Source organism: Mesomycoplasma ovipneumoniae (assembly GCF_038095975.1).
In the GTDB taxonomy this organism is placed as follows: Bacteria; Bacillota_I; Bacilli_A; order Mycoplasmatales; family Metamycoplasmataceae; genus Mesomycoplasma; species Mesomycoplasma ovipneumoniae_C.
In genome coordinates, this window is sequence record NZ_CP146003.1 from 105,215 (window position 1) to 126,080 (window position 20,866).

The 20,866-nt window shown below is 29.5% G+C and carries 14 protein-coding genes; 13 read left to right on the forward strand and 1 reads right to left on the reverse strand.

Going from position 1 to position 20,866, the window contains the following annotated elements; all coding sequences use genetic code 4:
* Positions 1–2: 2 nt before the first annotated feature.
* From V3255_RS00370 to V3255_RS00390, 5 genes are all read left to right on the forward strand, one after another.
* Positions 3–776, forward strand: coding sequence for a Nif3-like dinuclear metal center hexameric protein (locus tag V3255_RS00370; RefSeq protein ID WP_333503454.1), 774 nt, complete (start codon positions 3–5; stop codon positions 774–776).
* A complete protein-coding gene (locus V3255_RS00375; RefSeq protein ID WP_333503453.1) occupies positions 770–1,597 on the forward strand; it encodes a deoxyribonuclease IV in 828 nt (275 codons plus the stop codon). Before V3255_RS00370 ends, V3255_RS00375 begins: the two co-directional genes overlap by 7 nt.
* Before the next feature lie 23 nt (positions 1,598–1,620).
* A complete protein-coding gene (tyrS, locus tag V3255_RS00380; protein WP_333503452.1) occupies positions 1,621–2,865 on the forward strand; it encodes a tyrosine--tRNA ligase in 1,245 nt (414 codons plus the stop codon).
* Positions 2,866–2,925: 60 nt separating this feature from the next.
* Positions 2,926–7,677 carry a DUF4011 domain-containing protein gene (locus tag V3255_RS00385; protein ID WP_337898599.1) on the forward strand — a complete coding sequence of 1,584 codons (4,752 nt, stop codon included), beginning with the start codon at positions 2,926–2,928 and terminating at the stop codon, positions 7,675–7,677.
* Positions 7,678–7,785: 108 nt separating this feature from the next.
* Positions 7,786–10,641 carry an SGNH/GDSL hydrolase family protein gene (locus V3255_RS00390; protein WP_341516261.1) on the forward strand — a complete coding sequence of 952 codons (2,856 nt, stop codon included), beginning with the start codon at positions 7,786–7,788 and terminating at the stop codon, positions 10,639–10,641.
* A gap of 494 nt (positions 10,642–11,135) precedes the next feature.
* Here V3255_RS00390 and V3255_RS00395 read toward each other — a convergent pair whose 3' ends face one another.
* Positions 11,136–12,716 carry a GIY-YIG nuclease family protein gene (locus V3255_RS00395; protein ID WP_333503449.1) on the reverse strand — a complete coding sequence of 527 codons (1,581 nt, stop codon included), beginning with the start codon at positions 12,714–12,716 and terminating at the stop codon, positions 11,136–11,138.
* Positions 12,717–12,825: 109 nt separating this feature from the next.
* On the opposite strand from V3255_RS00395, the gene V3255_RS00400 reads away from it, so the two are divergent.
* The 8 genes from V3255_RS00400 to lepA all read left to right on the forward strand — a co-directional run bounded on the left by V3255_RS00400 (position 12,826) and on the right by lepA (position 20,801).
* Positions 12,826–13,137 carry a hypothetical protein gene (locus tag V3255_RS00400; protein WP_044284085.1) on the forward strand — a complete coding sequence of 104 codons (312 nt, stop codon included), beginning with the start codon at positions 12,826–12,828 and terminating at the stop codon, positions 13,135–13,137.
* Between the two features lie 168 nt (positions 13,138–13,305).
* Entirely contained in the window at positions 13,306–15,102 is a 1,797-nt protein-coding gene (gene dnaK, locus V3255_RS00405) for a molecular chaperone DnaK (RefSeq protein WP_044284084.1), read from the forward strand.
* 154 nt (positions 15,103–15,256) lie between these two features.
* Positions 15,257–16,384, forward strand: coding sequence for a DnaJ C-terminal domain-containing protein (locus V3255_RS00410; RefSeq protein WP_337903083.1), 1,128 nt, complete (start codon positions 15,257–15,259; stop codon positions 16,382–16,384).
* Positions 16,385–16,436: 52 nt separating this feature from the next.
* Complete coding sequence (gene cmk / locus V3255_RS00415) at positions 16,437–17,120, forward strand: (d)CMP kinase (protein WP_303536162.1); 684 nt, start codon at positions 16,437–16,439, stop codon at positions 17,118–17,120.
* 20 nt (positions 17,121–17,140) lie between these two features.
* A complete protein-coding gene (gene der, locus V3255_RS00420) occupies positions 17,141–18,454 on the forward strand; it encodes a ribosome biogenesis GTPase Der (protein ID WP_129644639.1) in 1,314 nt (437 codons plus the stop codon).
* Between the two features lie 35 nt (positions 18,455–18,489).
* Positions 18,490–18,762 carry an HU family DNA-binding protein gene (locus V3255_RS00425; RefSeq protein ID WP_069099101.1) on the forward strand — a complete coding sequence of 91 codons (273 nt, stop codon included), beginning with the start codon at positions 18,490–18,492 and terminating at the stop codon, positions 18,760–18,762.
* 11 nt (positions 18,763–18,773) lie between these two features.
* Positions 18,774–19,004 (forward strand): hypothetical protein, encoded by a 231-nt coding sequence (locus V3255_RS00430; protein ID WP_069099100.1) that lies wholly within the window; start codon positions 18,774–18,776, stop codon positions 19,002–19,004.
* Positions 19,005–20,801 carry a translation elongation factor 4 gene (gene lepA, locus V3255_RS00435; RefSeq protein ID WP_044284079.1) on the forward strand — a complete coding sequence of 599 codons (1,797 nt, stop codon included), beginning with the start codon at positions 19,005–19,007 and terminating at the stop codon, positions 20,799–20,801.
* Positions 20,802–20,866: the final 65 nt, after the last annotated feature.

The following is a 20,866-nucleotide window of genomic DNA, read 5'->3' on the forward strand; positions in this document are numbered from 1 at the left end:
GTATGAAAACAAAACTAATTGGCGACTTTTTGCTCGAAAAATTTCCCTTGGAAAACTGTCAAGACTGAGATAATTGCGGTTGAAATCTCTTTTTTGATTCTGAAATTTCTAAGGTTCTTATTTGCATTGATCTTACAAAAAGTGTTTTAGATTTTGCCATAAAAAATAATTATAATTTAATAATTTCACATCATCCTTTCTTTTTTTATCCCACAAAAAAGGAAGAATTTCAAAATTCGCCATACAAGAAAAAAATTTCGAGCCTTTTAAAAAAACACTCAATTAGCGTGCTTGGCCTCCACACGAATTTTGACTCAACAGACAACCAAACCGCATTTTCAATCGCTAGTCAGTGAGGGCTAGATTCAAGTAGGGCTATAAAAATAGATGATTTTAACATTTTAATTGAAAATAATTTAAGGGTCTCAGAAATTTTAAAAAGAATTTCACTAAATAGTAATTTAGTGACTTTTCGAACTAATTTTTCACAAGATTTTTTGCCAAAAAAAGTGGCAATTCTTCCAGGTTCAGGCGGAATTTTAGCATGTCTTTTAGCAAAAAAACAAAAAGCCAATCTTGTTATAACTTCTGATCTCAAATGATCAGATCAACTTACGATCATGCATCATAAAATCAAAGTTTTAGAAATTCCCCACCTTATTGAGCAAGTTTTTACTGATAAAATTGCCCAAATATTACAAGAAAAATTTAAAAACATCGAAATTCACAGTTTTAAATTACCTGAAATTTTAAGCGAGGTTAAAATCAAATGATAAAAATTGGATCACATGTACCTTTTAAAAAACCAGATTACCTTTTTGGTGCAATCGATATTTCTCTAAAAAATAAAGCAAATACAGCAATGATTTTTTTAGGCCCACCTCAGTCAACAATGAGAACTAAACCTGAAAATTATAAATTTGAACAGTATGTCGCTGAATTTTCTAAGCAAATTCCGCCTGCTGATATAGTCGTTCATGCTCCTTATATTTTAAATTTAGCTAATCCATTAAAAGCTAATTTTTCTATTGATTTTTTGGTAAAAGAGATTGAAAAAATGAACTTTATAGGGGCAAAATTCCTGGTTTTACACCCTGGTTTTTTCACAACTTATACAAGATTAGAAGCAAAAAATCAGCTTGTAAAGTCACTTAAAGTTATACTTGAAAAAACAAAAAATGTCGAGATTTTACTTGAGACTATGACCGGAAAAGGAACTGAAATGTGTTCAAGTTTTGAAGAAATAGTCGAGATAATTCAAGACCTAAATTCAGAAAGAATTGGGGTTTGCCTTGATACTTGTCATGTCTGAGATGCTGGTTATAATCTTAAAAATTATGCTGAATTTCAACAAGAATTAATAAAAACTAAAATAATAAATCACATAAAAGTTATTCATCTAAATGATTCAGCAAATCCGCTTGGTTCAAAAAAAGATCGTCATGCTAATATTGACAAAGGCTTTATTGGTCTTGAAACTCTTCAAAAAATTGTTCATGACCCACTTTTTGATAATATTCCAATAATTTTAGAAACACCTTATGTTGATAATAAGCCAATTTATGATCAAGAAATCGCCCTTTTATTGAAAAAATAGAACTAATTTTGGAGAGTTTTTCTATGTCTGACAAAAATAAAATTGATTTTCTTGATGAGCTAAAACAGAGAGGAATTTTAAAAGATATCACTAATCCTGATAGATTTTTAAATCTTTCTTCTGAAAACGGAATTTATATCGGCTTTGATCCAACAGCGCCTTCACTTCATTTAGGCAATTACATTTCAATAAATCTTTTACAACGTCTTCAAAATTTTGGGATTAAAGTTCTTGCCGTTGTCGGTGGTGCCACTGGAATGATTGGCGATCCGTCTTTTAGACCTAATGAGCGAAAGTTGCTTGATTTTGAAAGTGTCAAAAATAACACTGAAAAAATAAAAAACCAGTTAAAATTGTTTAATTTGCCTGTTTTTGATAATTTTGAAATTTACAAAGATATGAATATTTTAACCTTTTTGCGCGATATTGGGAAAAATATTAATATTGCTTATTTGTTGGCGAAAGATTCTGTTTCTTCGCGCATTGAGTCTGGACTCTCATTTACAGAATTTTCTTATCAATTAATTCAAGGGTGAGATTTTAAATTTTTAGCCCAAAATCACGACATAATTGCCCAATCAGGGGGGTCTGATCAATGAGGCAACATGGTGACTGGCCTTGATTTTATTAAAAAATCAAACCTAAAAAATAAGGACAAGACCTTTGTTTTTACGACAAATTTACTTACTGACGAAAACAATGAAAAATTTGGCAAAAGTCTTGGAAAACCGATTTGGCTTGACAAAAATATGTATTCACCTTTTAATTTATATCAATTTTTGTTGAATCAAAGTGATTCGCAGGCCGAAAAAATTATGCTCTGACTGTCATTTTTAGATCTAGATTCAATCAGGCAGTTAATTTCTTTGCACAATCAAAATAAAAAAGACCGAATTTTGCAAAAAGAATTGGCAAAAGAGGTTGTTTTTAACATTCATGGCCAAAAAGGGCTTGAAATTGCAGAAAAAATAACCCAAATTCTATTTAATAAAATAAATTATTTTGAAATAACTTTTAATGATAAGTTAGAACTAAAAAAAATTTTGCCCTATTTTAGTGCAAAATTTTTTGACCAAAACAGTCTAATTGAATTAGGTATTTTTAGTTCAAAACGTGAATTAAATGAATTTATTTCACATAAAGCTCTCGAAATTAACGGCATAAAAATTGAATCTTCTTCTGAAATTAATACTAGTTTAGCTGATCAAAATAACCTCTTTTTAATTAAAAAAGGCAAGAAACAATTCTTTATTTTCGAGCTAATTTAAATAAAACCACAAAAAATATTTTATAATATTATAATAAAACTTGATTTACATAAGGGAAATATGGAAGTTGACAGTGTTCGTGAAGATCTAAAAAAATGACAAAATAAATTGCTTGATGTTTCCAAAAGAAATCGATTAATCAATTTTAATTTAAACATCCCAACAAAAACAAGGTCCATAAAACTCGGAATTTTATTGCCTAATTTTAATGATTTTCTTGATAATGTTGTCGAGGCTAAGGCAAAAATATTTTTTCGTTATCCCGAAAAAAAGGCTAAAAAGCAATCAGCTTCAAAATCAAAGCCTAAAAATTTTACACCTCTAAGTCTAGAAGAAATTCAAGATCAATTAATAAACACTAAAAACATCTCGAATTTGATAATATCAGACTTTCCCGTTGAGCAAGAGAATTTAATTATTAAAAATTTGTACTCAAAGTTCAAAAATTTTAAAGAAGAAAAAGCGATAAACATTCTTTATCTTGGTATTGGATTTTTGAAATGATTTGAAAAGGATGATGAAAAAACCCCTTATTATAGTCCTATTTTTTTATTTCCTGCGCAACTTAGCCGAATGTTAGAACAAGGAAAAGAAAAATATTGACTTGAATTTCTTGATAATTCATCATTAACCATAAATTTAACTCTTCTTAAAAAATTGCAAATTTTAAACTTGGATAGCCAATTATCTAAATTTAAAATCGATACAACACTCTCAATTAGGGAAAATTTTCTAAATTTTGAAAAATTATTTCACAAAAATAACACTAATTCAAATTGAGAAATAATTCGCTCAATTCAATTGAGTCTTTTTGATTATAGTAAAATTGAAATTTACACTGACTTAGTTGAAAATGAAGAAAAAATAATTAATAATCCTTTTTATAATGAAATAATTGGAAATTCTACCCCAAAACCAAATAATTCTGTTGCCCCTATCGGTGAAAATAATCAAGATACTGTCGTCAGTTCTAGTTCTAATAATGATCTTGCTCCATCAGATTATTTTCACATTTTGCCAGCCGATTCATCTCAGGAAAAAGCAATTCAGGCCGCAATTCGTGGTGAAAATTTCATTCTCGATGGTCCTCCTGGAACCGGAAAGTCCCAAACAATCACTAATATAATTAATGAATTTTTAGCCAGAAATAAAACAGTTTTATTTGTTTCAGAAAAACTAGCCGCACTTAATGTTGTTTATTCAAACCTTAAAAAAATTGGACTATCTGATTCGGTTATAGCAATTCACAACGAAAATATTAATAAAAAAGATGTAGTTGACAATCTTTTAAGCACGCTCGAAAAAGGGGCTAATTCAATATTACTGAATGCTTCAGAGTCTGCTTTAATTGAAAATAATTATATTGAACTACGCCAAAAACTGAATAATTACGGTGAAAAACTTACTCAAATTCGTCCTCCGTTACAAAAAAGTGTTTATGATTTAATTGCTGAATATCAAAATTTGATTGATATTCCAAATTTTGAATTTTCAATTTCAGAAGAAAAGCTAAAAAAAATTGACTATTTTGCCCTTCAAAAAATTGAATGAGGGCTTAGTGATCTATTTCAGAAAATAAAAACTATCAACTTTAATTTAAAAAAACACCCTTGATATGGTTTTAGTCAAAAAACTATTGACGAATTCAAAAAAGACAAATTTAAAACATGAATTTTAAGCTTGACAAATTTAAGTCATACTATTTTCAATAACATCAAAGAGTTTAATTTTTTCTTGATGCATCCAGATCAACATTTAAATAACATTCTTTACTTGTTTGATTTTTTAAAAATTTTAAATAACTTAGAAAAAATTGATTTAGCTGAGCTCGAAAAGTTGCAAAACTTGTCCCAAGAAATTCAAAAATATTCACAAATTTTGCAAATCCAGTCAGAAATTTCAGACTTAGAAAAAAAACTTTACGTTCATTTTAAGCAAATTCCTTTAGACGTTCCTATCAAAGAGTGTTGTCAAATTATTGAAGATCATCTCAATAAAAAACTTAAATTTTTAGACTTTAGATACAAAAAAATTAAACAAAAATTAACTCCGTATTTTAAGAAAGATTTTTCTGACACAACTTTTCTTGAAAACTCATCAGAAATTATTACCTTAAAAAACAAAAAAATCTCGCTTGAAAAATGGCTTTCAACCCTTTTGTTCAAACCTGGTGAAACAAATCCTAGCCAAATCCAGTCAAATTTTTATCAATTAAAGTTTTATAAAAAGTTAAAAATCTTGAATGATACAACAAAAATAAAAGTTCAAGACAAGCAATTTGTTGATTTTTTCCTTGATTCAAAATATACAAGAGAGCTTTTGAATAAAAAATTATTTGAACCTGCCAGTCAATTTGTTGATATTTGGCGAAAATTTTCGCTTGAATTTGATTCAAAAGAGGTTAATTTTAACTTTTTAGAAAAGAAAAGATTTGAAAACAATCTTCAGACAAAACTATATAAAATCGACAAAATTCATGAAATTGCCCAAATTAACGCTAATATTTCCCTTTTATCTGATTTTGGAATTGACGATTTTATAAATAAAGCGATTGAGGCAAACTTAGAAATTGATTTTTATAAAACTTTTGCAAAAAAATTTTACAAAATTTTAATAGATCAAATAATTAGCACTGAATTTCATAATTATGACTGACAAACACTAAGTTCAAATCAAAATAAATTTGAGCTTGCCCAAGAAAAATTAGATTTGCTGTCGGCAAAAAGAGTTGACGCCATTCTTCTTGAAAAAATTCCCCAAATCGATTCAGTTTCAGAATATACACCAGAAATTAGAATTTTAAGACAAGAAGCTAATAAATCTCGACGTTTAATGCCGTTTCACGAACTTTTTGTCAGAATTCCGAATTTATTAAGAAAATTAAAGCCTTGTTTGATGATGTCGCCGCTCTCAGTAAGTTCCTACATTAAAAATAGTGATATGGAATTTGATCTTGTTATTTTTGATGAGGCTTCACAAGTAAAACCTGAAAGCGCAATTGGAGCAATTGTGCGCGCAAAACAATATATAATTGCTGGTGACAAAGAACAAATGCCCCCAACAAATTTTTTTGACACAATTCCTGAAAGCGAGGATGAAGAATCTGATTTTACGGACTTTAATGTTTCAGATTATCTCTCAATTCTTGATGTCAGTCAAACATTTTTAAAATCTTACAGACTAACATGACATTATCGCTCAAAGTTTGAAGAATTGATTCAACCTTCTAACATTGAAATTTATAATAATGATTTAGTCACTTTTCCAACAAGTCAAAAACCTCATGATTTACAAGGTATTAAGCTTGTAAAAGTTGAAAATGCGCTTTATAAAGAGCGAAGAAATGAAAAAGAAGCAGATACTGTTATTGAAATACTAGACCAAATTCTTACAAAATATCAAAACAAATTTTCGATAGGAATTGTTACAACTAATTCGGTACAGCGAAACCTCATTCAATCAAAATTAGAAAAATTTAAAGCAAATAAGCCTTATTTTGCCCAATTTTTTACCGATGAATCATCTACCGAAATTTTTGTCAAAAATATTGAATCAGTTCAAGGTGACGAGCGCGATATAATCATTTTTTCATTAAATTTTGGTCCTAATGAGCAAAACAAAGTTTCACTTCATTTTGGAGCCATTAACCAAAAAAATGGTTATAGACGTCTAAATGTTGCCTTTACTCGTGCAAAATATTCAACAATAATGGTTACATCACTTGATCCTGAGCAAATTGATTTAGAAAAAGTCCGCACACGTGGTGCAAGTTTTCTTAAAAAATATCTAGAAATTGCCAAACATAATTTGTTTGTAGAAAACAAACCTGAGAATACCTCAGATTCACAAGTAAGTTTTGAAGACTCTGTCTACAAAGAACTAACAAATATGGGTCTAAAAGTTGTAAAAAACGTCGGATATTCAGATTACAAAATCGATTTAGCAGTTTTAAATCCACAAAATGAAAACAGTTATTTACTTGGAATTCAATGTGATGGGTCTGGTTATTTAAAACATAAAAACGCCCGTGATCGTGAAATTTTATGAAAAAATGTCCTAATGTCTCGAGGTTGAAATATCCTTAGAATTTGATCGCTAGATTGATTCCAAAATAGAGGCAGTCAACTTAAAAAAATAAAAGAAATAATAAAAAAACTTAAATCTCAAGAAGAAAAACCGCTGGGTGTTGAAGAAAATCCTTCTGATTTACCGCCAAAAACAGCTGAACAACTTAGCGCCCCATTAGCTATTGTTAAAAAAAGACAACCAATTGATTTTAGATCCTTTTTTGAAAAAAGATTTTTATTTACGGATGAAAATTTGACTGACTTATGAAATCAAACTAAGACTGAATATTCTTTTTTTGAGGAAATTTTTAAAAGAGTTAAAATTCTCAGTAAGCTAGAACACCAAAAAATTGTCCTTTGATTAAGCGGAAATTCAAAAATTACCAACTCTATAAAAGCAAAAAGTGTGAAAATTGCACATAATTTTATAGAAAACAACGTTATTTTTGAAAGTCCGTCGCATTATTTTTTAAAAAATGTAACAAAATATAATTTTTTCCTTGAACCAAAAAGACCAATAAGGGAAATACATTATTTTGAAATTAAGGATTTGATTATAACAATAATTCAAAAAACTAAATCAATTTCAAAAGAGGATATATATTCATTAATTCTCGAAGTAACCGATTTTTCTTTTCTAAAGAAAAAGACTCGGGACTATTTAGATCAATGTTTTCAAAAATTACTTGATGATAAAATAATTTTTGAAAACAAAGGAGAAACTTTTTCCTTAGTAAATCCTTAATTTTTCCCTTTTTTCAAAAAATCATTAAAATTGCATTATTAAGTGAAAAACATACGTTTTTAGCGCTCATGTGGTATAATTTATCTTTAAATATTGAGGTTTGGTCTAATGAAAAAAGCTTTAAAAATTCTCTTTCAAACATCCACACCATTTCTCTTATACGCTGGAATTATTTCAAGCGCAGTTGTTTTTAGTGCAAAAAACACTCATTTATCGCCAAATTTGTTGAAAAAATCAGAAACTGGGTTGTTAAAAGAATTAAAATATTTAGCTCTAGGTGATTCGCTTAGCTCAGGTTTTGACTGAGAAAGCAATCTTGATGGGCGTGGAAAAATGACTGACGGTTCTATTAGCGGGATCTCTTTTCCTGCTTTTTTTGCCAATTTTGCCCAAAGTATTCAACCTAATTCTGTAAAATCTTTTAAAAATTTAGCGCTAAATAATTCCTCAATTCTAGATTGAATTTATCTTCTAGATCCAAAAAATAATATTATAAGTGATGAAAATCTTGTTAATTTAAGGGCTCAAACTTACAATTCTTCAAATTTTGCCGACACAATTCGCTCTGTATTTGAAAATTTTAGTGGCGATTTTTCAAACTTAAGAAGCGAAATCCGAAACGCTAATTTAATTACAATTTCAATTGGTTTTAAGGACTTTCTTAATACATTTAATAGCACTTTTTTTGACAATGTTCTTTCAGGTAATACATCCCAAAATTCATACGAGACAATAACAACAAATATTAATTACGCATTTACAAAAATTAAACATAACTTGAAAAGGTTAATAACTTTAATTAAAAATATTAATCCTGACACTTACATAAATTTAATTGGATATTATAATGAACATGCAAAAATTGATAAATTTTTAAATGATTTGCTTAAAAATTATTTGCTAGAATTTGAACCTAATTTACTTTCAGTAAGTCGTCTAAATGATGAAATAAAAGAAGTCTCACAACAAATGGACGTTAATTTCATAAATCCATTTTTCGAAAAATCTTGAGACGGAAAATCAGACCCGTTTTTTGATACAGATTTAGATTTCAGACCTCAAATAAAAGCTAACAAACAAATTGCCCAAAATTTAATTATTTCATTAGCTTTATCCCCAAAAAGTCTTAATAAATCTATAAAACGCGATGAAAACGATGAAATTTTACTAACTAATTTTTCAGCTAATAATTTTGACTCTCAGCAACTAGATTTCGGCTCTAACAGGGAAATTTTAGAAAAAATCACTGTCAATGGTTCGCTTCAAAATTTTATTAATGAAAATTCTAGTTTCGAAGAAAAAAGCATTAAAGATCTGCATACAATTTCATTTCAGCAGCCAGAATCAGCAAATTATGCCAGTGCTTTGACTCAATTTGTCGGCTTTTTTGATTCAGAACAGAGCGATATTGTCAACGTATTTAAAGATTTAATTAACACTTTTTCCAATAGATCTCAACCAAATTTTGAAGCATTCAATAACGTTGTTGAAGTAATTTTAAAAAGTGAGTTTTTCACAAATTTAACACAGTATGCTCAAGAATTTATTGCAAATTCTGCTATCCAAAATGTTGAACAAAATGAATCTGACGAGAATTTAGACCAAGAAAGTTCTGACTTATCCGCTTCAGACCAAACAAAAACATCCCCTGATTTATTGAGTTTTTTGAAAAAAAAATCACTTTCTCAGGAAAATATTCTTGGACTTTTAAAGGAAATTTTGTCTAGCGAATATGTTCAGAGCCACCACACTAAAACAGTTAATTTATTTTATAATTTACTATTTAACCAACCGGAAATTTCTAAATTATTAGTTAGCTTAATTTCAACTCAAGAAAATATTCAGCAAATAATAAAAGAAGTATTTCAATTCAATTCAGTTCAAAAATTTGTCACCTTTATTTTTACAGAACTAATAAAAAATAATCAAAATTATACATCAGCTAAATCTTTTAGTCAAGTTCTGTATTTATTTTTACAAAATTCAAATAATTACAATAAATCAGTAACTTTTATTAAACATTTTGTAATAGAAGCTCTTAAAAGACCTAATTTTTTGAGTGCAATTTTTGAGACTTTATCAAGTCAATTTGGCTTTAACATTGAAAAAGAAGACATAAATTCGCTTATAACTTTGATTACAAGTGTTAGCGACATAATAGTTAATACTAAAACTTTCAAAAATTTAATTGACTTGTTAGCTAACGAAGTTATTTTTGGAATAAAAAGTGGTGTAAGCAATAATCAGTCCGACTTTTCTTTCTTTTCGAATATTATTTCTAATTTAACCAATAAAGTTAGTGATTTTATCAAAGATAAGGCAAATATTTATAATCTTTTCCAAGATATTATCTCTTTTTCACCTTCTGCTAAACAACTAGATTCTGTTAAGTCTTTGCTTGGTAAATTTTTACCATTTATTTCAAAAATTAATTTAAGTTTTATTCTTGACAAAAATTCTGAGAATTATCAGTCTTTAAATTTAATTTTTGAGTCTTTTTCAGATTTTCTGGCTCAAGACAACTTTAAAGAATTAAATGATTTGATTAGCGCAATTATGGACGATGTTTTTTTGATTAATAATTATAAATATCAAAATAGTCCCGATTTATACAGCATAATTTTTAATTTATTGTCTAATAATTCCCAAAAATTAAAACCAATTTTGTATAAGTTTATTGACAAAAACCTTAACAACACCAAGGTTCTAGATGTGCTTAAGTCTTTTTTTGCTAAAATTTTACCACAGGAATTTCTTGATAAATTAGACCAAACTAACCAGTCAGATTATTTTAAAAAGCTAATTGACTATGTTTTTGAGGTTATTTCTGAATTAACTATTGAATATAATACCAAAATTGAGCTAACCAAAAATAACGGTTTCATCGAAAAAAGAGATAAAAAATCAGAAAATACTTTAGATTTTAATCACATATTAGACAAACTTAAAAATAAAAAATCATAAAAAAATACAACTACTATTTAAACTCAATGTAAATAGAAAACTCATTTTATTTACATTGAGCCTAAAAAAATATATGAAGTTTTGAAAGAACAATAACTAAAAGCCATAAATTTGTAGATTTCTAAACGGTTAAATTTATGGCATTCCATCATATTTAAAAACATGATGGAAAATTCGTGTTTGCTGATTTTTTTAAACAAAAAACATATCTAATTCCCGCTTAATTCAATATCAAAATTTATTAATTATTCTTAAGTGTTAATTATTATAACATAATTTTATTTTAGACCAAGCATTTTTTTTTGCAAAATGTTAATTTTAAAACAATAAAACTTAAGATTTTAGCGTCAAAAAACCGGATTTACCGGTATTTTTTCATATTTAGATTCACTAAAAAGTGAGTTTTTGCCATCAAACTGTCAAACTCAGGACAAACCTAAAAGCAAAAAACCATAAATTTAAATTTTTTTAATTTTTAAAAATTTTAAATTATTTTATTCATGCAAGAGACTTTTTAGTGTATTTCTTTTCATTTTTGATTTTACAAACATATCAACTTTTTCTTGTACATTTTGAAAAAAATTAAATACTTTTTGGTCAAGTTTTACAATTTTTCCTTTTTGGTCAATTACATGGCTAGTTTTGTGCTTTTTATTTTTAACAAGTCCAAAAATAGGTGCCTGAATTCCGATGTTTTCTAAAACACTTGTAATCACATTGACTTGATTACTTGCGCCATCAACCAAAATTAGATCGGGTTTAAGGGAGTTTTCAATTCTAAAGTACTTTTCAAAGCCTTGTTTCATATAGTTCGTGTCGCCCTTTTTAGACCCAGAAAAATTAAAAAAACGACTATAACTAGGCTCATATGATCCATCGATGTAGAAAATAATTCCGGTTGTTGGGAAATTTTTTTCTGTTTTTTGGGCAGTTTTTTCAACACTTTGGACAAATGTTAAAAAAGAATTGTCTATTGCCATTATTTTGTTGGCACTTTTTATTTTGAGGTTTTGCTTAATTAATTCCAAAATTTCAAAATTTTGGACTTTATTTTGATTTTTAGCATTGCCAGCGATAAAATCAAAGTGATTTTCCTTTAAATTGTCCAAAATTTGCTTATATTGTTTGCTTTTTGCAATTTTTAGCTTAATTTTGCTGTCAAAAAAATCAAAATATTTATCAAAGCTAAAATCAACTATTAATTTATCAGGAGAAATATGATTTTTATAGTACGAATTTAAAAAATTAACTAAAGTTTCGTAAGTATTTAGAACAATTTCGACATGAAAATGTTTGTTTGACAGAAAAATACCATTTCGGTAAAAGGCAAAACTGACAACCAAAGAGTTAGAATCAAGACTAGAAAAGCAAAGAAAATCGAGATTTTCTGCGTTATTTAGGTCAATATTTTGCTCTTGACTTCTTGCATTTTTCAGTCCGCTAATAACATTAAAATATTCTTGTGCCAGTTCAAAGTGAAAATTTTGTTTAGCAGCTTCAAATTTTTCCTCAAGAAGTGCGATTTCGTTCCTTTTTTGCAGCAAATTTTTGCAAATAAGGAACTTTTGTCGATAAAATTCTACATCTTGATTAGAGGATTTTTCACCTTTTTCATATAAAGTTTCGCTTTCAAGAAATTTTTTTAAGGCAAAAGCGTATTTTTTACTTGGAAAAGGTCCATAATAAAAGACATTTGGATCATTTTTTCTTCTAGGAACCTTATAAACAAGGGTAATTTTTAATTGCTTAATTAATTCTAATTTTATATAAGGATATCCTGAGTCATCTTTTAGTTTGATATTATAAATTGGCTGATATTTGCTAATATATTCTTTTTCAAGGATTAGCGCTTCTTTTTCGTTGGCAACAATGTCATATTCAATTTTCCTAATTTTTTGTATTAACAAAAAAGTTTTATAAGAATTTGTTGACCCTTTTGCATATTGATTGACTCTTGAGTGCAAATTTTTTGCTTTTCCAACATATAAAAGTGAACTATTTTCATCATAAAAACGGTAAACACCTGTTTTTTTAGGCAGATTTGTACTCTTAATTAGTTGGTCAAAATTTTCCATAAGCGTCCTTTAATAATAAAATTATAATTAATTTTTGAAATACTGTTATGATTTAGTAAAAATTTGATATAATTATTATTTAAACTATTGGATTACTTGGAGGAAGAATATGGATTTTGAATCCTATAAAAGAACGGCAGAACCTAAAATAAAACAAATCAAAAAAGTTAGCAAAATTTTTTTAGCGCTTTTTTTCACCTTTTTACTTGTTTTTATCGGCTTGTTGACTTATTATATACTTCAAGTTAATGGCGATGAAGGATTTCGAACCGAATTTGTCGAGGCAACTTGACTTGCAATAGCATTATTGTCAGCTGTAATTGCAATAGTTTTTTTAGTTTCTTTTTTTATCGGAATTTATAAAATAAAAGCGATGAAAAAAGTTGAAAAAAACATCGAAAGTCAACTAAAAGAACTTTAAAATTTTTAATTTAAGTTCAAAAAACCCTTGAATTTATTGCCTTTTTTATTTCTTTAAAAAAAATTAGCACTTTTTGCTTGTGAGTGCCAAAAAATATGTTATACTATTTGTTGTCATAGAAAAAAAGACAAATATTTTTTATTTTTTTAAATGAAAGGAAAACATAATATGGCAAAAGAAATAATTTTAGGTATTGACTTAGGAACAACAAACTCAGTTGTTGCAATTATTGAAAATCAAAAACCAGTTGTTCTTGAAAATCCTAACGGAAAAAGAACAACTCCTTCTGTTGTTGCCTTTAAAAATGGTGAGGAAATTGTTGGTGATGCTGCAAAACGTCAGTTAGAAACCAACCCTGAAGCAATTGCATCTGTTAAAAGATTAATGGGTAGCGATAAAACTGTTCGTGCTAACCAAAGAGACTATAAACCTGAAGAAATTTCAGCAAAAATTCTTGCATATTTAAAAGAATATGCTGAAAAAAAGATTGGTCACAAAGTTTCAAAAGCTGTTATCACAGTTCCTGCTTATTTTGATAATGCTCAACGTGAAGCGACAAAAAATGCCGGAAAAATTGCAGGATTAGAAGTTGAAAGAATAATTAACGAACCAACAGCTGCCGCACTTGCATTTGGCCTTGATAAAACTGAAAAAGAAATGAAAGTGCTTGTTTATGACTTAGGTGGTGGAACTTTTGACGTTTCAGTTCTTGAATTATCTAACGGAACTTTTGAAGTTTTATCAACAAGTGGTGATAACCATTTAGGTGGTGATGACTGAGATAATCAAATTGTTGACTGAATGGTTAAAAGAATTAAAGAAGAGTACGATTTTGATGCAAAAAGTGACAAAATGGCACTTACTCGTCTAAAAGAAGAAGCTGAAAAAACCAAAATTAACCTATCAAATCAAAGTGTTTCAACAATTTCCTTACCATTTTTAGGTCTAGGAAAAAATGGTCCAATTAACGTTGAACTTGAACTAAAAAGATCAGACTTTGAAAAAATGACAGCTCACCTAATTGACCGCACAAGAAAACCAATCGTTGATGCCTTAAAACAAGCAAAAATTGAAGCAAGTGAGCTTGACGAGGTTCTTCTTGTTGGTGGATCAACACGTATGCCAGCTGTTCAGACAATGATTGAGCACACTTTAAATAAAAAGCCAAATCGTTCAATAAATCCTGATGAAGTTGTTGCAATTGGTGCTGCGATTCAAGGTGGAGTTCTTGCTGGTGAAATTAGTGATGTTTTATTATTGGACGTTACTCCTTTAACTTTAGGAATTGAAACCTTAGGTGGAGTTTCAACCCCGTTAATTCCAAGAAATACAACAATTCCGGTAACAAAATCACAAATTTTCTCAACAGCCGAGGACAATCAAACCGAAGTTACAATTTCTGTAGTTCAAGGTGAAAGACAACTTGCTGCTGATAACAAAATGTTAGGTCGCTTTAATCTTTCAGGAATCGAGCCTGCTCCTCGTGGTCTTCCACAAATTGAAGTTAGTTTTTCAATTGACGTTAACGGAATTACAACTGTTTCAGCAAAAGATAAAAAAACTGGAAAAGAACAGACAATTACAATTAAAAATACATCAACTTTATCTGAAGAAGAAATTAACAGAATGATTCAAGAAGCCGAAGAAAATCGTGAAGCTGATGCAATCAAAAAAGATAAAATTGAAACAACAGTTCGTGCCGAAGGTCTTATTAATCAACTTGAAAAATCAATAACTGATCAAGGTGAAAAAATTGACCCTAAACAAAAAGAACTTCTTGAAAAACAAATTCAAGAACTCAAAGATCTTTTAAAAGAAGAAAAAATTGACGAACTAAAAACAAAATTAGACCAAATTGAGCAAGCAGCCCAAGCTTTTGCCCAAGCAAGCGCTCAACAAGCTAACAGTGCAAGTGAAACTGATTCAGATTCAAACACAATTGATGCTGAAATCAAACAAAATTAAAACCTAAAATTTATAAAAAACACACTTGCTTTTTGGCGGTGTGTCTTTTTTATATTAATATTTAAGACTTTTGCTTTAAAAAGTCTTAAATTTTTATTATTTTTCCCAAAATAATAAAAAAGTTTTTAAATTTAAAAAAGGAAATGTCAATTTTATGGCGAAACAAGATTACTATAAAACTTTAGGAATTGACAAAAACGCAACATTATCTGATATTAAAAAAGCCTATCGAAACTTAGTTAATATTTACCACCCTGATAAAAACACAAAAAAATCACCCGAAGAACAAAAACAAGCTGAAGAAAAATTCAAAGAAATTCAAGAAGCATATGAAATTCTTTCTGATGATTCAAAAAGAAGTCAGTATGACCGTTATGGCCATTCGGCATTTGATCAACAAGCCGGTGGTGGTTTCTCTGGATTTGGCGGTTTTGATTTTGCTGATATTTTTTCAAGTTTTACTTCCGGTTTTGGGTTTGGTTCTTCGCGACGAAGTCAAAAATATAGCGGACCTTTAAAAGGTGAAAATTTAACCGCCCGAATTTATATTAGCTTTATTGAGTCAATTTTAGGGACAAAAGTCAGCCAAAAACTTACTAAATATTCCCAGTGTGATCAGTGTAAAGGTACAGGGGCAAATTCTGACTCAGACATAAAAACTTGCTCCAACTGTCATGGACAAGGAGTTCAAAACGAAATTATTAACATTCCCGGATTTGGTCGTATGCAAAACCAAACAACTTGCTCGGTGTGTTCAGGTAGCGGAAAAACTGTTACAAAAAGTTGCAAAAAGTGCCGTGGAAAAACAATAATTGAAACCAAAGAAGAAATTGAAATTTCAATTCCTGCCGGAATTAGAGACGGAATGTTCATTCGGGTTGCAGGATTTGGTGGCCCTGGTCACAAAGGTGGACCTTCTGGCGATCTAAATATCGAAATTAATGTTCGCCCGCACAAATACTTTTCAAGATCAGGAAATGATATTCATGTAGAGATGCCAGTTTCGATAGTTGATATCATTAATGAAAATAAAGTTGAGGTTCCTAGTCCAACTGGAATGAAAACTTTCCAACTTTATAGTCATTATAAGTCAGGTCAGACCGTAATTATTGCCCGCGCAGGCGCGCCTGATCCCCAAAATCAGAGAATAATCGGTGATTTACGGGTAAAATTAGTTTTTTATGTTCCTGAATTTAACAGCAGGCAAAAAAACGAACTCAACCAAGTTTTTAGCCAAATAAAAGATAAAGTCAAAGCAAAATGGCTAAAAGAGTTTCAATAATTTAAAAAACAATTTATAATTTCAAATAAATTGTTTAGGGAATCAATTTTATATGTCTTTTAAAAAAATAAATATTGCAATTGACGGACCTTCAGGGGTTGGAAAATCTAGTATTGCCAAACAAATAGCACTAAAATTTAATTATTTATTTATAAATACAGGCGCACTTTATCGTGCAGTTGCCTTATTTTGCCAAAATCACAAAATTAATGCTGAAAAAGAGACTCAAGTAACAAAAAAATGAGATCCTAATGTTTTGTTACTTGACGAAAAAGGTGATGTTTGGCTTGAAAATCAAAATGTAACTGAATTGCTACGTGATGATTTAATTTCAAAAAATGCGGCAATAATCGCTCAGTATGGCAAAATTCGCGCTGATATTACCCAACTTTTACACGATTTTCAAAGAAATAACAAAGGAATTGTCGTTGAAGGTCGCGATACAACTTATAATATTATGCCAGATGCAGATTTAAAAATTTTTCTTTGAGGTGATGCCCAAACGCGCGCAAAAAGGCGCTTAAAGCAAAATGCTTGTTTAAATTTGGAAACAAATTTTCCCGAAGTTCTAAAATCAATCGAGCGCCGGGACTATCTTGATATGTCACGAAAAATTAATCCACTAAAAAAAACGATTGATTCAATTTTTATTGACACAACCAATTTTAATCAAGATGAAATTGTCGAGCAAATTTCCAAATTAGTCCTGAGAAAAATTTCGCAACTGGAAAATTAATTTCTTTTTTTATTTTAATTATGAAAAACTTAGTCGCCCTTGTTGGCAAAGCAAATGTCGGAAAATCAACGCTTTTTAATCGAATAGTTGGAAAAAAAATTTCAATTACCGATCCAACCCCTGGTGTTACAAGAGACCGAATTTACGAAAATGCGCGCTGAAATAGCAAGGATTTTACCTTAATTGACACAGGTGGAATTCAAATTGAAACCAAAAATTTTCAAGAGCTAATCAGAATTCAACTTCAAATCGCAATTGAAGAGGCCCAAATTTTAATTTGAGTGCTTGACGGAACAGCCGGAATTGACTCTGAAGACCATTTTGTCCTGAATTTATTGCGAAAATCGCAAAAAAAGATAATTTTAGTGGCAAATAAGCTTGATAATTCCAAAAATTTTGATCCAAGTATTTATGAACTTGGATTTGAAAAAATTTTTGGAATTTCAGCCCTGCATGGTCAAGGTGTTGGCGATTTACTTGATTTTTTAGTCAGCAATTTTGAAAAAACTTCCAAAAACCAGCAATCTTTTTTTAAATTAGCAATCATCGGCAGACCTAATGCCGGAAAGTCTAGCCTTTTAAATCGAATTTTAGGCCAAAATCGTTCAATAATTTCTGACATTCCCGGGACTACGCGTGATTCGATTTCTGGACTGTGAAAATTAGAAGGCCAGACTTTTGAAATAATTGACACAGCCGGAATCAAAAAAAAATCTAAACTAGTAGAATCTGTCGATTTTTATGCACTTATACGGGCTTTTCGGTCTTTGGATGACGCTGATCTTAGTTTGATTTTAATTGATGCTACCCAAGATATTCATCATTTTGACCTTAGAATTGCTGGATATGCCTGAGAAAGAAACAAACCGATTATAATTGTTATTAATAAATGAGACTTGATCGAGAAAAATACCTTAACTCAACAGCAATTTGTTAAAAAAGTACGTGAAAAATTTAAATTTCTCGATTGAGCACCAATAGTTTTTATTTCAGCAAAAACCGGTGAAAAAATCCATAAACTTGCTGAACAAATTTTTGAAACTAAAAAAAATTTAACAAAAAAAATACCAACAAACCACTTAAATCAATTTTTAATGGAAATTCAGCTAATTCAACCCCACCCAAATGTCAATGGAAAAAAGGTATTTTTTAATTTTATTAGCCAAATTAGCGCTAAAATTCCGAGTTTTGTCTTTTTTGTAACTGATAAAAATTTGGTTCATTTTTCATATCAGCGCTATATTGATAACCAAATTCGAAAATATTTTGATTTTTTTGGCTGTCCAATAAAAATTATTTATAAAAATATAAAAAAAAGTGGTAAAATAAGTTAAAATTAAAGCGATTTAATAAGAATGGAGCACAAAAAATGAACAAAAAAGAACTAATCGAACAAATTGCTACCGAAACAAATTTGCCTGTGAAAAATGTTGAGCTTGTTTTAAATCAATTTTTTGGAATAACAGCTGATGTTGTAAAAAAACAAGGCAAATTGGTTATAAATTCTTTTGGAACATTCCAAGGAGTTTTTAAACCTGCCTCTTCATCTTTTAATCCGCTCACCAAAAGTCAGATTACAGTCGAAGCTAAAACAACAATAAGATTCAAACCTTCAAAAGTTCTAAAAGATTATATTGCCTAAAAAGGTTGTAAATGTTCAAAAAAAAACGAAAAAAAGGTAATTTTAAGTACAAGACTGCAAATCAAGTAATATATGGCAATGTTGTTTTACAAAAACTAAAAGAAATTAAGTACGGTAAAAAAATAGCCCTATTTTTGCTTCTTTTTACTCTGGTTGCTGTTCTAGCTTTAATAATTATTTTTATTGTTTTTCATTTTGCTGGAAGTGGAAATAATATCCAGGAAGTCGTTTCGCGAAGCTAAATGGAAAATACAAAAATTCGCAATTTTGCAATAATTGCTCATATTGATCACGGAAAATCCACTCTAGCCGACCGAATTCTTGAGTTTACAAACACGGTTTCAAAGCGTGAATTAAAAGATCAGCATCTTGATTCGATGGACCTTGAAAAAGAACGAGGGATCACAATCAAACTAAATGCTGTTCAAATACGTTATAATTCTTATATTTTTCACCTAATTGACACCCCAGGACATGTCGATTTTACTTATGAGGTTTCCCGTTCACTTGCTGCAACCGAAGGTGCGCTGCTTTTAGTTGATGCAAGTCAAGGAATTCAAGCCCAAACTTTAGCAAATGTTTATTTAGCCCTTGAGAATAATTTAGAAATAATTCCAATTATCAATAAAATTGACTTGCCTTCGGCAAATGTTGAAAAAGTTAAGCAAGAAATTGAGTCAACAATTGGAATTTCAGCTCAAAATGCAATTCTCATTTCGGCAAAAAACGGCATTGGGATTGAAAATGTTCTTGAGGCAATTGTAAAATATATCCCACCTCCTAAATATTCAAGCGAAAAAGATCCTTTAAAAGCTTTGGTTTTTGACTCTTATTTTGATATTTATCGTGGTGTTGTAATTTTTGTTCGGGTTGTAACTGGAAAAATTAGTGTCGGAAATACTTTTAAATTTATGGCTAATAATTTAAAATTTTCCGTAATTGAGCTAGGAATTTCTAATCCTAATCAGGTCAAAAAAAATGAACTAGTTGCCGGCGAAGTTGGCTGAATTGCCGCCTCAATCCGTAATGCAAAAGATGTTAATGTTGGTGATACAATAACTTTGGTTGAAAATCCGGCCGACTCGCCGCTTCCTGGTTATAAAAAAATGGTGCCGGTGATGTATACAGGATTTTATCCGATTGATTCACAACAATATAATCTTTTAAAAGACTCGCTTGAAAAAATTTCGCTTTCAGATTCGTCAATAATTTATGAGCCAGAGTCATCAAAAGCACTAGGTTTTGGTTTTCGCATCGGGTTTTTAGGCCTTTTACATATGGAAATATTGCAAGAACGGCTTGAAAGAGAATTTAATGTCGGAATTATTGCCACGGCACCTTCTGTAGAATTTGAAATAACTCGAACTAACGGTGAAATTCAAAAAATTTCTAATCCAAGCTTGTTTCCTGAACCTAATTTTATTAGCGAAATTAGGGAACCTTTTATTTTGGCTAAAATTTTTCTTCCTGATGAATTTTTAGGTGCAATTATGGGACTTTGTCAAGATCGCCGCGGAATTTACGTTGATCTTGAATATATTGATGATTTTCGTCGCCGTTTAATTTATAAATTACCTTTAGTTGAAGTGATTTTTGACTTTTTTGATCGACTAAAATCACTTTCAAAAGGTTATGCTTCTTTTGAATATGAACTAATTGGATTGCAACCTTCAAAATTAGTTAAGTTAGATATTTTACTTAATGGTCAAAAAATCGATGCCCTTTCAATGATAGTTCATAAAGATTTTTCTTATCCAAAAGCGCGTGATTTAACGCAAAAATTAAAAGAAATAATTCCAAGACATTCATTTGAGGTGCCAGTTCAGGCCGTTATTGGTTCAAAAGTTATTGCCCGTGAAACAATTAAGGCTTATCGTAAAGATGTTACTGCCAAATTATATGGTGGTGATGTTACAAGAAGAAAAAAACTTTTAGAAAAACAAAAGGCCGGAAAAAAACGAATGAAATCATTCGGAGTTGTTGATGTTCCTCAAGAAGCATTTTTAGCAATTTTAAAAACTAACATTAACGAAAAATAGTGTATAATTTTACAAAAGGGGAAAAATTTAGGAAAAATATATTTGTTTTTTCTACTTTTGTGAAA